The sequence below is a fragment of the Salipiger sp. genome (assembly GCF_048261495.1).
Taxonomy (GTDB): Bacteria; Pseudomonadota; Alphaproteobacteria; order Rhodobacterales; family Rhodobacteraceae; genus Salipiger.
This window is the reverse complement of the sequence record NZ_JBLXFX010000016.1, coordinates 1-13,019: the sequence shown is the minus strand read 5'-3', so window position 1 is coordinate 13,019 and position 13,019 is coordinate 1. Positions and strand designations below refer to the sequence as shown.

Sequence of the window (13,019 nt, the reverse complement as noted above, 5' to 3'; positions counted from 1 at the left end):
CCCATGCTGATCGACAAGGACCCCTATCGCTGCTTCATGCCCTACGAACCCGTTCCGGTGGCAAGCGCGCCCGAAGGGCCGCTGGCGGGGCTGACCCTTGCGGTCAAGGATATCTACCATGTCGCCGGCTACCGCACCGGATCGGGCTGCCCGACGGCCCTGGCCATGAGCGAGGTCAAGACCCGCACGGCGCCCGCCGTGCAGACGCTGCTGGACGCGGGCGCGCGGTTCGTGGGCAAGACCCATACGGACGAACTCGCCTGGTCGATGTACGGCATGAATGCGCATTTCGGCACGCCGGTGAACCCCGCCGCGCCGGATCGCATCCCCGGCGGCTCCTCCTCCGGCTCGGCCTGTGCCGTGGCGGGCGGGCTGGCGGATATCTCCGTCGGCTCGGACACCGGCGGATCGGTGCGTGCGCCTGCCAGCTTCTGCGGCATCTGGGGGATCCGTCCAACGCACGGGCTGATCCCGCTCGACCTCGTGCAGCCGCTGGCGCCCTCCTACGACACCTGCGGCCTGTTCGCCCGCGACGGTGAAACCCTGCTGCGGGCGATGTCCGTGCTGCTGGGCGGGGACAGCGCGCCGCTGCCGGAGAGGCCCGACTGGCTCTGGCCCGCCGACATGATGACGCAATTGAGCCCCGAACAGCGCGCGGTCTGCTCCGAGGCCTTCAAGGGCATCGCCACCCCGCGCGAAGTGCTGATCTATCCCGACCCCGGCGGCGCTGCTGCCGCCTATGACACCTTTCTCACCACGATGGGCGGGGATGCGCAGCAGGCCATCGTTCCGTTCATCCGGTCCTGCGGGATGCCGTTGGTGCGCGGGATCGACGGACGCGCCGCTGCCGCCGAGGCGCTGACCGCCACCGGGATCGCCGAAGCCGTCACCGCCCGCGCCGCCTTCCGCGCCCATGCCGACGCGGTACTTGGCCGGGCGGGGGTGATGCTTGCGCCGGTGGTTCATGACGCGCCGTTCCGGCTCGACGCGCCGGTCGAGGTCTTCGACGGCTTCCGCCATGTCTCGCAAAGGATGCTCTGCGTCGCGGGGCTTGCCGGCCTGCCGCAGGTGACGCTGCCCGCGGGGCGCGTCGACGGCGCGCCCTACGGCGTCTCGCTGATCGGGCCGCGCGGCTCGGACCTGTCGCTGATCCGGCTGGCGATGACCCTTGCCGCAACCCCGGTGGAGCCCGCATGACCTGTCCCGTCGAAGCGAAACTGGAAGCCATGGGGCTGGCGCTGCCGCCCTCCGCGCCGTCGCGCGCGCTGTTCCTGCCGGGCAAGATCAGCGGCAACCTGCTGTTCCTCTCCGGACAGATCTGCGAATGGGAAGGCGTGCCGAAATATTTCGGCCCCGTGGGCGAAGGCTTCGATCCGTCCGAAGGCCGGGCGGCCGCGCGGATGTGCGCGCTGAACCTGCTCTATTCGATCAAGGCCGTCGCGGGGTCGCTGTCCCGCGTGTCGCAGGTGATGAAGCTGAACGGCTACGTCGCGGCACCCGCAGGCTACGGCGACGGGCCCTTCGTGGTGAACGGCGCGTCGCAACTGTTCATCGACCTCTACGGCGAGCCCGGGCGCCACGCCCGCACGGCAGTCAACGTCGCCTCGCTCCCCGCCAACGCGCTGGTCGAAGTCGAGGCGGTCGTGGAACTGCACTGACCGGGCTGCGCCCCACCGTTGTGAACTCACACTGAAGTGCAGTTCCTGATATGTCGTTCTATTCCAATCGGTTCTGAATTTCCATCAGCTTGGTTTCGAAGACTTCCGCTGGCGTTCGGTAGCCAAGGCACTTGCGCGGCGTTGAATTGAGGCGCTGGCAAATCGACCTTAAATATCGATTTGTCAGCGCCGTCGGTTCGGTTGAGCGGGGCAGGTACTTCCGCAGCCTGTTGTTCGTATTCTCAACGGTGCCTTTTTGGTACCGCGCTTGCGGGTCACAGAACCACGCATCCGCGCCGATCCCGGCCTTGAGGTGCTGCCAGGCTGAGAACTCGGTGCCGCGATCAAAGGTGATCGACTGGCGCATCGGCGGGCAGGGAGCCAGCCCTGGATCAGCGCTTCCATGATGGGCTTGGACTGGCGATCCTCGTTGCGCATGACGACAGCGTAGCGGCTGACGCGCTCAACCAGAGACGTCACGTTCACCTTTCCATGCTCTTTGCGGAACATCATCAGATCGCATTCCCAGTGACCGAACTCTGCGCGTTCCGTGATGTGCTCAGGCTGTGCGACAGGCTCTGCCTGTCGAAGATGTGGGTCCGCTTGTGCCTGCGATAGGCACGGGGCCTGCGGCGACGTCGATGCTCCGGCAGGTGGCGATAGAACTGCTCGTCGCGACCGTCCTTGGAATAGGCAAACCGATAGATCGTCTCATGGCTGACGCGGATCGGATGGCGTTCCAAACGCATGCGACCTGCGATCTGTTCCGGCGACCAGCCAGCTTTGACCCTGTCTTCGACGGCTTCCTTCAGTTCAGGGTAAACGATCATCTTGCGATGGATCGCGCGGCGCGTCTCGTATTTGTCCTGAGCGACAACCGCATGATAGCCATTCAGCTCCGGCAGTTCGTCGTCCGTATATCGGTTCCGCTTGATGTCCCGGTAGATCGTGCAGGGCGCGCGGCCCAAGCGATCAGCGATCTCCGCTATCGGCATTTTGGCTTCAAGCCACTTTGCGAGCTTGCGTCGTTCGTCCAGCTTCAGGTGACAATAGTGGATTCCCATTCGCCTTACTCCATGCAACTCTCTGTATTCGTACAGAATTTGCACTTCGTTCGTGAATCCACCTCGCGGCGACCGCACATCCTGTAATCCGGCTTATGTTAAATAAATCCGGTGCACCTCGGGGTCAGGCCGGAGGCGGGCCGGAGCTGCCGCGCGGGATCAGTTCGACCTCGATCACCTCGGAGGGGCCGTCTCGCGTGCCGGTCTCGATCATGCTCAGCAGCAGTTCGGCCGCCCGCACGCCGATGACGGTGCGCGGCTGGCGGATGGTGGTCAGTGCGGGCGCGAGGTGGCGGGCGATCTCGATATTGTCGAAGCCGACGACCGAAACATCCTCGGGGACGCGCAGGCCGGCGCGCTGCACCTCGCCCATGAACCCCGCCGCCATCTCGTCCGAGGAGAGGAACAGCGCGGTCGGCCGGTCCTCGGACGCCAGCCACAGATGCGCGGCGGCGGCCCCGGATTCCATGCTGAAATCGCCTTCGAGAATCCAGTCCTCGCGCAGCGGCAGCCCGACGGAATGCAGCGCCGAGCGGAATCCTTCGAGCCGCGTTTCGGTCAGCACGTTGGCGGGCGGCCCGGTAACGTGACCGATCCGCGTATGCCCCAGCCGCACGAGGTGACCCACCGCCAGCGCCGCGCCGCGCGCATTCTCGACCCGGACCGAAGGCAGATCGGCGCCCATCCATTCGCAGGCCAGCACGATCGGCGGGCGCGCGGGAATGGCCAGCACCTCGGGCGACAGCGTGCCGTCGAGCAGCACGAGACCGTCCGCCTGCCCCGAGGCAAGGTAATGCGCAAGCCGGCGGTCGGCGTCGGGCCCGGATTGCGTGTCGGCGATCAGCATCCCGTATTCCGCCGGCGTCAGCACCGAGGCGAGCCCGGCGAGGATCTGGGCAAAGAAGGAATTGGCGATGTTGGGCAGCAGCACGATCACCGTCCCGGTCCGCTGCCGCCGCAGGTTCGAGGCGGTGGCATTCACCCGGTAGCCGGTGTCGGCGACGGCGGCCAGAACCGCCTCCCGAGTCGCCTTGGCCACCACCAGCGGCTTGGACAGGGTGCGGCTCACGGTGGCCGTCGAAACCCCCGCGACGCGCGCAACATCCTGAATCGTGGCGATTTTCCGGTCCATGTCCATCCCTGTCGAGTGCCCCACCATGCCCCGAAAAATTTTTCTTGTAAACGATTGCAGTCTTTGTCAGGCTCTCATGCAAACGATTACACGCGTTTGCACGATGCGCTGGAGAGGAGACCGGCGCAAAGGAGGACATCTTGAAGACGATCAAGGGCCCTGCGCTGTTCCTGGCGCAGTTCGCGGGCGACTCCGCGCCGTTCGACACATGGGACGGCATCACCCGCTGGGCGGCGGATTGCGGCTATGTCGGGGTGCAGGTTCCCAGCTGGGACGCGCGGCTTTTCGACCTTGCCCGTGCCGCCGAGAGCAAGGGCTATTGCGAGGATTGGGCCGGGCAGGCGCGTGACAACGGCATCACCGTGACCGAGCTTTCGACGCATCTGCAGGGGCAGCTCGTCGCGGTACATCCGGCCTATGACATCGCCTTCGACGGCTTTGCCGACCCCTCGGTGCGCGGCAATCCGGCGGCGCGGCAGCTCTGGGCTGTCGACCAGGTGGAAAAGGCGATCCGCGCCTCCGCCAACCTCGGGATCGGCGCCCTGCCGACCTTTTCCGGGGCGCTGGCCTGGCCCTATGTCTATCCCTGGCCGCAACGCCCGGCGGGGCTGGTCGAGGCGGCCTTCGACGAACTGGCCGCGCGCTGGCGCCCGCTGCTGGACCTGGCGGAGGAGCACGGGGTGAACCTGTGCTACGAGATCCACCCCGGCGAGGATCTGCACGACGGCGTCAGCTTCGAGATGTTCCTCGAACGTGTGAACAATCATCCCCGCGCCATGATGCTCTACGATCCCAGCCATTACGTTCTGCAATGCCTTGATTACGCGGCACATCTCGACATCTATGCCGAACGTGTCGGGGCCTTCCACGTCAAGGATGCCGAATTCAACCCGACCGGCCGGCAGGGGGTCTACGGCGGCTTCCAGTCCTGGGTGAACCGCGCGGGGCGGTTCCGGTCGCCGGGCGACGGACAGGTGGATTTCGGCGCGATCTTTTCCAAGCTGGCGGCGATGGATTTCGACGGCTGGGCGGTGGTCGAATGGGAATGCGCGCTCAAGCATCCCGAGGACGGCGCCCGCGAAGGCGCCGCCTTCGTGCGCGATCACATCATCCGCGTGACGCCTCACGCCTTCGACGATTTCGCCGGCAGCGGCGCGGACGATGCCGCGAACCGCAAGATGCTGGGGCTGTCATGACCCGGTTCGCGGACAGGACCGGACCGATCCGGCTCGGCATGGTCGGCGGCGGACAGGGGGCCTTGATCGGTTCGGTCCACCGGGTCGCGGCGCGGCTCGACGGGGCCTATGAGCTCGTGGCGGGCGCGCTGTCCTCGACCCCGGACAGGGCGCGGGCCTCGGCGGCGGAGGTCGGTCTGCCCGAGGACCGGACCTATACCGATTTCACCGAGATGGCCAAGCGCGAGGCGCGGCTCAAGGACGGGATCGAGGCGGTGGCCGTCGTCACGCCGAACCACATGCACCTGCCCGTCGCGCGCGAATTCCTAAAACGCGGCATTCACGTGATCTGCGACAAGCCGCTGACCGGCACGCTGGCCGATGCACGCAAGCTGGAAGCGGCGGCGGGGAAATCCGACGCGCTGTTCATCCTGACCCACAATTACACCGGCTATCCGCTCGTGCGCGAGGCCCGCGCCCGCATCGCCGCGGGCGAGCTGGGCGATATCCGCCTCGTGCAGGTGGAATATGCCCAGGACTGGCTGGCCGAAGCGCCGGACCCCGACAACAAGCAGGCCGACTGGCGCACCGATCCGGCGCGCAGCGGCGCGGGCGGGGCGACCGGCGACATCGGCACCCACGCCTGGAACCTCGCGCGGTTCGTCACCGGGCTGCGCCCCGAAGCGCTGGCCGCCGATCTGCAAAGCTTCGTTCCGGGCCGACGGCTCGACGACAATGCCCATGTCATGCTGCGCTTCGAGGGCGGCGCACGCGGGATGCTCTGGTGCAGCCAGGTTGCCGCGGGGGCGGAAAACGGCCTTCGCCTGCGGGTCTACGGCTCCGGCGCCGGGCTGGAATGGCACCAGGAGAACCCCAATCGGCTGCTTGTCACGCCGCTGGGCGGGCCGACCAGCATCGTCACCCGCGCCTCTGGCGCGACGGGCCCGGAATCCCGTCGCCTGACCCGTATCCCGCCCGGTCATCCCGAGGGCTTTTTCGAAGCCTTCGCCAATATCTACGGCGAAGCCGCGCAGGCGATCCGCGCCGCCCGCACCGGCGCCCCGCTGCCCGCCGACGTGACCTTTCCGACCATCGCGGACGGGGTCGAGGGCGTCGCCTTCGTCGATGCCTGCGTGCGGTCGTCCCGGCGCAACGCCGCCTGGGTGACGCTGTGAGCGCAGTCCTGTCCGCGCGCGGGATCACCCGCAGTTTCGGACCGATCGAGGTCCTGCACGGGGTCGATTTCGACCTCGTCCCGGGCGAGATCCACGCCCTGATCGGCGAGAACGGCGCCGGCAAGTCGACCATGATGAAGATCCTCGGGGGCTACCTGTCGCCGACCACAGGCGCGCTCGAACTCGACGGCAGGCCGGTCGCCTTTGCCGATCAGCGCGCGGCCGAAGCCGAGGGCATTCTGATGATCCATCAGGAATTCAACCTCGCCCTGCAACTGACGGTCGAGGAGAACCTCTTTCTCGGGCGGGAAAAGCGGCGCGGTCCGTTTCTCGACAGCCGGGCCATGCAGGCCGAGGCGCGCGAGCTGCTGGCGCGGCTGGATTGCCATGTCGACCCGCGCACGCGGGTGCAGGATCTTTCGGTGCCCAACCGCCAGATGGTCGAGATCGCCCGCGCGCTCGGACGCCGCGCGCGGGTGCTCATCATGGACGAACCGACCGCCGTGCTGACCGGGCGCGAAACCGACGTGCTGCTGGGGCAGATCGAACGGCTGAAGGCGCAGGGGACGGCGATCCTCTACACCAGCCACAAGCTGGACGAGATCGCGCGCATCGCAGATCGCGTCACCGTCCTGCGCGACGGCAGCCACATCACGACCCGCCCGGCCGAAGGCTTCACCGAACACGCGATGGCCGAGGCGATGGTGGGTCGCGACCTTTCCGACCTGTTCCCGGCCCGCCCCGCCGCCTCTGACGAGGTGGTGCTCGAGGTCGCGAACCTCTCGGTGGCGGGCCATGTGCGCGACGCCTCGTTCACGCTGCGCCGGGGCGAGGTGCTGGGCTTTGCCGGGCTGGTGGGCGCCGGGCGGACCGAGCTGATGGAGGGCATCGTCGGCCTGCGCCCGGTCACCGGCACGGTGAAGTTGAACGGCAAGCCGCTGAAACCCGGCTCCGTCCTCGCCGCGCGCGAGGCGGGGCTGGTCTACCTGACCGAGGACCGCAAGGAAAAGGGCCTGCTGCTGGGCAAGCCCCTGACCGAGAACCTGACCCTGCTCGCCCTCGACCGCTTCGGGGCGCCGTTCATCGACAAGCAGGCCGAGGAGGCGGCGCTGACCCGCGCCATTTCCGAATTCGACATCCGCGTGAAGGACCGCGCGATGCTGGCGGGCAGCCTGTCGGGCGGCAATCAGCAGAAGCTTCTGCTGGCCAAGACCATGCTGGCCGAACCGCAGATCGTCATCATCGACGAACCGACCCGCGGCATCGACATCGGCACCAAGCAGCAGATCTACGATTTCATCGCCGCCCTCGCGGCGCAGGGCAAGAGCATCATCGTCGTGTCCTCGGAACTGCCCGAGGTGATCGGGCTTTCGGGCCGCGTGGTCGTCATGGGCCGTGGCCACATCGCCGGAGAGCTGACCGGCGCCGAGATCACCGAAGACGCGATCCTGCGCCGCGCCATGGGCGTCGGCGAACTGACCGGAGCTTCCACATGACCGACACGACCGCCGCCGCCTCCACCGCCACGCGCCGCCGCTTTTCCCTGCACACGCTCGGCCCGGTGCTGGCGCTGATCGCGCTGGTGATCCTCGGAGCGTCGCTGAATTCCAACTTCCTCAGCTACGGCAACGTCACCAACGTCCTGGCGCGCTCGGCCTTCATCGGGATCATCGCGGTCGGCATGACCTTCGTCATCACCGGGGGCGGGATCGACCTGTCGGTCGGCTCGATGGCGGCCTTCGTGGCCGGGACGATGATCCTTGCCATGAACGCCCTCGTGCCGACCCTCGGCATCGGCGTGCCGCTGGTGATGGCGGGCATGGCCGTGGCGCTGCTCGCCGGGCTTGCGGCGGGGTGGCTGAACGGCGTGCTGATCGCCAAGGTGGGGATCGAACCCTTCATCGTCACGCTGGGGGCGATGGGCGTCTACCGGTCGCTGACCACCTGGCTTGCCGACGGCGGCACGCTGTCGCTGAACTTCGACGCCCGCAGCTTCTATCGTCCGGTCTACTACGACGGGCTGCTCGGGGTGTCCTGGCCGATCATCGTCTTCGCGCTGGTGGCGATCCTGGGCGAGATCGCCATGCGCAAGACCCCGTTCGGGCGGCACTGTGCCTCGCTCGGGGCCAACGAACAGGTGGCGCGCTATTCCGCCGTCAAGGTCGACCGGGTCCGCATGGCCACCTACATCCTGCTCGGCATGCTCGTCGGGCTGGCCACCATCATGTACGTGCCGCGCCTCGGCTCGGCCTCCGGGTCGACCGGCGTGCTGTGGGAACTCGAAGCCATCGCCGCCGTCATCATCGGGGGCACCGTGCTCAAGGGCGGCTTCGGCCGGGTCTGGGGCACCGTGGTGGGCGTGCTCATCCTCAGCCTGATCGACAACATCCTCAACCTCGCCTCGATCGTCTCGCCCTATCTCAACGGCACGATCCAGGGCGTCATCGTCATCCTTGCCGTGGTGTTGCAGCGGCAGGGCAAAACCGCCGAGTGATCGGCAAAAACGGGAGGAATACCATGAACCGCAGAACGATTTTCAAGGGCGCCGCGCTCGGCCTCGCGCTTGTCGCGGGGCCGGTGGCCGCGCAGGAGACCAAGGTGATCGGGGTCGCCATCCCCTCGGCCACCCATGGTTTCATGGGCGGGTTGAACTACCACGCCCAGGCCGCCATCGAGCGCCTCGAAGCGACCTATCCGCAGCTCGACTTCGTGCTCGCCACCGCCGGGGACGCGGGCAAGATGGTCAACGACATCGAGGACATGGTCGCCACCCGCAACATCTCGGCCCTCGTGGTGCTGCCCTTCGAATCCGAGCCGCTCACCGCGCCGGTGCAGGCGGTCAAGGAACAGGGGATCTGGGTCACCGTGGTCGACCGCGGCCTGTCGGTCCCGGGGATCGAGGATCTGTATGTCGCGGGCGACAACACCGGCTTCGGCCGCGTCGCGGGCGAGTATTTCGCGGAGAACCTCAAGGAAGGCGACAATGTCGTGGTCCTGCGCGGCATTCCGACGACGCTCGACAACGAGCGGGTCGATGCCTTCCAGGCGGCCATCGAGGGCTCCGGCATCAACGTGCTCGACATGCAGCACGGCAACTGGAACCGGGACGACGCCTTCAACGTGATGCAGGACTTCCTGTCCAAGTACGACGACATCGACGCCGTCTGGGCAGCGGATGACGACATGGCCATCGGCGTGCTCGAAGCCATCTCTCAGGCCGGGCGCGACGACGAGATGTGGGTGGTCGGCGGTGCCGGCATGAAGGAAATCATCAAGCGCATCATGGACGGCGACCCGATGCTGCCGGTCAACGTGACCTATCCCCCGGCACAGATCGCGACGGCCATCGAGCTGACCGCGCTCGGCCAGGTGTCCGACACGCCGGTCGCGGGCCGGTTCATCATCGGCAGCCAGCGCATCACGCCGGACAACGCCGAGCAGTTCTACTTCCCCGACAGCCCGTTCTGATCCGGAAGACGACACGGGCGGCCCCGGCGGGGCCGCCTCCTCCGGCCCCCTCCCTGCCCCGATCGACATGTCCGCCCCGAGCCCGTCGGCCCCGCCCCGGCGCGGACCGAAGATGTGTCACGCAAGCCCTCTCCCAACTTGATCGCTTGCATAAGGTACGATACCTTATAATGTGCTATGCACTGACCTCAGCTCCGGCCCGCCGGCAGATCCGCGCCGGCACCGGGACGCAGTCACGGACACATCACGGGAGGAGACACCATGACATTGCACACCCTGCTGCGGGCCGCCGCCTGCAGCCTCGGGATGGCCATTGCCATCCCCGCCGCCGCGCGGGCCGACGACATCACCCTGCGCTATTCCAACTGGCTGCCGCCGGGCTATTTCGTGCTGACCGACATCGTCGAACCCTGGATCGCCGATGTCGAGCGCGTCACCGAGGGTCGCGTCAAGATCGAGGTGCTTCCCAAGGTCGTCGGGACCGTCGCGGGCCAGTATGATGTGCTGATCGACGGCCTCGCGGATGTTTCCTTCCTCACGCCGAGCTACACGCCGGGCCGCTTCCCGCTGATCGACGGGATGGAGCTGCCCTTCCTCGGGGATTCCGCGCTGCGCCGCTCGCCGGCAAGCTGGCGCGCCTACGAGAAATACATCGCCCCCACCGGCACCTTCGACGAGGTCCAACTCATCAGCCTGATCGCGGGAAACACCGCGCATATCGTGACGACCTCCAAGGAAATCGCCTCCAAGGACGATCTGGCCGGGCTCAAGCTGCGCACGCCCTCGCCCTCGGTCTCCGAGATGGTAACGCTGCTCGGCGGGACGCCGATCAGCAAGCCCTTCACCGAGATCTACGAACTCGCGGCGGGCGGCGCCATCGACGGCGCGGTGATCCCGTTCGAGACGATGGAGGCCTTCAAGCTCGAAGGCGCGCTGAAGCAGATCACCGTCGTCCCCGGCGGGATGGTCAACACGATCAACATCCTTGCCATCAACAAGGACAAGTGGAACCGCATCTCCGAAGCCGACCGCGAGGCGATCATGTCCATCTCGGGCGAGGTCGTGGCCCGGCGGTCCGGCGAGGTTCACCAGGCCAACACCGACAAGGCGATGGCCTCGCTTCCCGAAGCCGGTGTCGCCTTCGCCACCATCCCGGACGCGGCGATGCCCGCCATCACCGAGGCGCTGCAGCCGATCCGCGACGCCTGGGTCGCCCGCGCCAAGGAGGCTGGGATGGACGACCCCGAAGCCTTCCTCGAAGCGCTCGAAGCGGATATCAAGGGCGACTGACCGCCCTGCCCCGCGCAACGGGAAAACCCGGCCGGATCCTCTCCGGCCGGGTTTTTCATGTCGCGCGACGGCGATCAGAACAGCAGGTTCGGCAACCAGAGCGACAGCACCGGCACCAGCACCAGCAGCGCCAGTCGCAGGATGTCGATCACCACGAAAGGCGCGACCCCCCGGAAGATGGTCGAGATCGGGATGTCCGGATTGACCGACCGGATCACGAAGAGGTTGATGCCGATGGGCGGCGTGATGAGCCCGATTTCCGCCGCGACCACGACGATGACGCCGAACCAGATCGGATCGTAGCCCAGCCCCGTCACCACCGGAAAGAACACCGGCAGCGTGATCAGGATCATCGAGATGGTTTCGAGCAGGCAGCCCAGCACCAGGTAGACCAGCACGATGATCGCGATCACCCCGAGCGGCGGAAGTCCCGCCGTCTGCACCAGCGCCTGAAGATGGGTGTGGACTCCGGTCATGTTGACGAATTCCACGAAGACGTTGGCCCCGAACACCACCCCCAGAAGCGCGGTCGTGACCAGCGCGGTGTCGACGAAGATTTCGCCCAGCTGCACCAGCGACAGCGACCGGCTGAACACGGCAAAGACCAGCGCCCCGGTCGCACCGATCCCCGCCGCCTCGGTCGCGGTGAAGAATCCGCCGTAGATGCCGCCGATCACCAGCGTGAACAGCGCCAGCACCGGCCAGATCGTGACGAGCGAGGCCAGCCTCTCGGGCCAGCCCGAGCGTGCGGTCCGGGGCGCCGCCGCCGGGTTGCGCCAGACCACGTAGCGCACCGCGATCAGGTAGCCGATGACGCCCAGCAGGCCGGGCACGAAGCCCGCCGCGAACAGCATGCCGATGTGGGACTGCGTGGAAATGCCGTAGATCACCATGACCACGCTCGGCGGGATCAGGATGCCCAGCGTGCCGCCCGCCGCCACCGTTGCCGCCGCGAGCCGGTCGCTGTAGCCCCATTCCCGCATCGGCGGGATCGCCACGCGCGACATCGTCGCCGCCGTCGCCACGGAGGAGCCGCAGATCGCGCCGAAGCCGCCGCTGGCCAGAATCGTCGCCATGCCCAGCCCGCCCCGCCGATGGGCGAGGAACAGTTGCGCGGTGCGGAACAGGTTGCCCGAAATCCCCGCCCCCGCGACCAGGTTGCCCATCAGCACGAACAGGGGCAGGACCGACAGCGAATAGCTCATCGTCGAGCCCTGCGCCGCCATGCCCAGCATGCTGCGCGTGGGGTTGAGGCCGAGTTCCGAGAACAGCCCGAAGGCCCCCACCAGCACCAGCGCCACAGCGATGGGCAGGCGCAGGAAGATCAGCAGGAGCGCCCCGGCGAAGGCGATGAAGGTCGCGGTCATGTCATGTCCCCTTGGCGCGACGCGGTTTCAGCGCCAGACCGGCGGCAATGACCGCGCAGAGCGCCGTAAGCACCGCAAGACCGTGCAGACCCCACCAGACGGTGCTCCAGTGCAGCCCGAGCTGGTAGAGCACCTCGCCGCTGCGCGCGGCCCGCTGCGCAGACAGCGCGAATTGCCAGGCCAGCGCCGCGAAGATCGCGCCGAGCAGCAGCGCGGTGGCGATCCGGACGATGCGTTCCGGCAGACCGCCGGCGCGCATCGGCAGCAGATCGACGGAAATATGCCCTTCCCGCAGTGCCAGCAGCGGAAAGGCGGTAAAGGCCATCACGGCCATCAGCAGCTCGATCAGCTCGGTGCCGAAGGACAGCGGCGCGTTGAAGAAATTGCGCAGCAGAACGTCGGAAAACACCAGCGCCATCAGGGCGAAGAGGCATAGGGCGGTGATGACCGACAGCGCGGCGCGTAGCGCGCGGATCATGGCCTGCACCGGGTCGAAACTCTGCTCATGGCCCCCTCCTGGCAGCGGCATCCGGGATATGCCGCCGCATCGTAATCAAGCGTATGATAAGCGCAAGGAATAACCCCGCGCCACGGCCTACAGTTTTCCGGTCAACTCCGGCACCGCTTCGAAGAGGTCGGCGACGAGGCCGAAGTCGGCGACCTGGAAGATCGGGGCCTCTTCGTCCTTGT

General features: G+C 67.3%; 12 protein-coding genes and 1 pseudogene. 8 read left to right on the top strand and 5 right to left on the bottom strand.

The features are described from left to right. The first annotated feature begins 3 nt into the window (after positions 1-3). Together ACN0RJ_RS21070 and ACN0RJ_RS21065 are read left to right on the top strand one after the other, a co-directional pair. Positions 4-1,197 carry an amidase gene (locus tag ACN0RJ_RS21070; RefSeq protein WP_417725555.1) on the top strand — a complete coding sequence of 398 codons (1,194 nt, stop codon included), beginning with the start codon at positions 4-6 and terminating at the stop codon, positions 1,195-1,197. Continuing rightward, a complete protein-coding gene (locus ACN0RJ_RS21065) occupies positions 1,194-1,658 on the top strand; it encodes a RidA family protein (RefSeq protein WP_417725554.1) in 465 nt (154 codons plus the stop codon). Before ACN0RJ_RS21070 ends, ACN0RJ_RS21065 begins: the two co-directional genes overlap by 4 nt. Positions 1,659-1,716: 58 nt before the next feature. On the opposite strand, the pseudogene ACN0RJ_RS21060 reads toward ACN0RJ_RS21065, so the two are convergent. Next, positions 1,717-2,722: pseudogene (locus ACN0RJ_RS21060) on the bottom strand (IS30 family transposase). Between the two features lie 124 nt (positions 2,723-2,846). Continuing rightward, entirely contained in the window at positions 2,847-3,854 is a 1,008-nt protein-coding gene (locus ACN0RJ_RS21055) for a LacI family DNA-binding transcriptional regulator (protein WP_417722989.1), read from the bottom strand. 140 nt (positions 3,855-3,994) lie between these two features. On the opposite strand from ACN0RJ_RS21055, the gene ACN0RJ_RS21050 reads away from it, so the two are divergent. The 6 genes from ACN0RJ_RS21050 to ACN0RJ_RS21025 all read left to right on the top strand — a co-directional run bounded on the left by ACN0RJ_RS21050 (position 3,995) and on the right by ACN0RJ_RS21025 (position 10,962). Next, positions 3,995-5,050, top strand: coding sequence for a sugar phosphate isomerase/epimerase family protein (locus tag ACN0RJ_RS21050; RefSeq protein WP_417722990.1), 1,056 nt, complete (start codon positions 3,995-3,997; stop codon positions 5,048-5,050). Continuing rightward, entirely contained in the window at positions 5,047-6,204 is a 1,158-nt protein-coding gene (locus tag ACN0RJ_RS21045; protein WP_417725553.1) for a Gfo/Idh/MocA family protein, read from the top strand. The genes ACN0RJ_RS21050 and ACN0RJ_RS21045 overlap by 4 nt, the downstream gene beginning before the upstream one ends. Continuing rightward, complete coding sequence (locus tag ACN0RJ_RS21040; protein ID WP_417725552.1) at positions 6,201-7,700, top strand: sugar ABC transporter ATP-binding protein; 1,500 nt, start codon at positions 6,201-6,203, stop codon at positions 7,698-7,700. The genes ACN0RJ_RS21045 and ACN0RJ_RS21040 overlap by 4 nt, the downstream gene beginning before the upstream one ends. Then, positions 7,697-8,698, top strand: coding sequence for an ABC transporter permease (locus tag ACN0RJ_RS21035; protein WP_417722993.1), 1,002 nt, complete (start codon positions 7,697-7,699; stop codon positions 8,696-8,698). Before ACN0RJ_RS21040 ends, ACN0RJ_RS21035 begins: the two co-directional genes overlap by 4 nt. Before the next feature lie 23 nt (positions 8,699-8,721). Continuing rightward, a complete protein-coding gene (locus ACN0RJ_RS21030; RefSeq protein WP_417722994.1) occupies positions 8,722-9,672 on the top strand; it encodes an ABC transporter substrate-binding protein in 951 nt (316 codons plus the stop codon). Between the two features lie 261 nt (positions 9,673-9,933). Beyond that, positions 9,934-10,962, top strand: coding sequence for a TRAP transporter substrate-binding protein (locus ACN0RJ_RS21025; protein WP_417725551.1), 1,029 nt, complete (start codon positions 9,934-9,936; stop codon positions 10,960-10,962). Positions 10,963-11,036: 74 nt separating this feature from the next. Here ACN0RJ_RS21025 and ACN0RJ_RS21020 read toward each other — a convergent pair whose 3' ends face one another. The 3 genes from ACN0RJ_RS21020 to ACN0RJ_RS21010 form a co-directional block, all read right to left on the bottom strand. Continuing rightward, positions 11,037-12,329: a TRAP transporter large permease gene (locus tag ACN0RJ_RS21020; RefSeq protein ID WP_417722996.1), complete on the bottom strand. Its 1,293-nt coding sequence runs from the start codon at positions 12,327-12,329 to the stop codon at positions 11,037-11,039. A 1-nt stretch (position 12,330) separates the two neighbouring features. Next, a complete protein-coding gene (locus tag ACN0RJ_RS21015) occupies positions 12,331-12,858 on the bottom strand; it encodes a TRAP transporter small permease (RefSeq protein ID WP_417722997.1) in 528 nt (175 codons plus the stop codon). 66 nt (positions 12,859-12,924) lie between these two features. Then, on the bottom strand, positions 12,925-13,019 hold a 95-nt coding region (locus ACN0RJ_RS21010; RefSeq protein ID WP_417722998.1), incomplete at its 5' end, for an electron transfer flavoprotein subunit alpha.

Excerpts from the sequence above, each read along its gene's own strand:
- ACN0RJ_RS21020 (WP_417722996.1), bottom strand. The coding sequence starts at position 12,329 with ATGACCGCGACCTTCATCGCCTTCGCCGGGGCGCTCCTGCTGATCTTC.
- ACN0RJ_RS21070 (WP_417725555.1), top strand. The coding sequence starts at position 4 with ATGCTGATCGACAAGGACCCCTATCGCTGCTTCATGCCCTACGAACCC.
- ACN0RJ_RS21030 (WP_417722994.1), top strand. The coding sequence starts at position 8,722 with ATGAACCGCAGAACGATTTTCAAGGGCGCCGCGCTCGGCCTCGCGCTT.
- ACN0RJ_RS21055 (WP_417722989.1), bottom strand. The coding sequence starts at position 3,854 with ATGGACCGGAAAATCGCCACGATTCAGGATGTTGCGCGCGTCGCGGGG.
- ACN0RJ_RS21045 (WP_417725553.1), top strand. The coding sequence starts at position 5,047 with ATGACCCGGTTCGCGGACAGGACCGGACCGATCCGGCTCGGCATGGTC.
- ACN0RJ_RS21035 (WP_417722993.1), top strand. The coding sequence starts at position 7,697 with ATGACCGACACGACCGCCGCCGCCTCCACCGCCACGCGCCGCCGCTTT.
- ACN0RJ_RS21025 (WP_417725551.1), top strand. The coding sequence starts at position 9,934 with ATGACATTGCACACCCTGCTGCGGGCCGCCGCCTGCAGCCTCGGGATG.
- ACN0RJ_RS21015 (WP_417722997.1), bottom strand. The coding sequence starts at position 12,858 with ATGCCGCTGCCAGGAGGGGGCCATGAGCAGAGTTTCGACCCGGTGCAG.
- ACN0RJ_RS21065 (WP_417725554.1), top strand. The coding sequence starts at position 1,194 with ATGACCTGTCCCGTCGAAGCGAAACTGGAAGCCATGGGGCTGGCGCTG.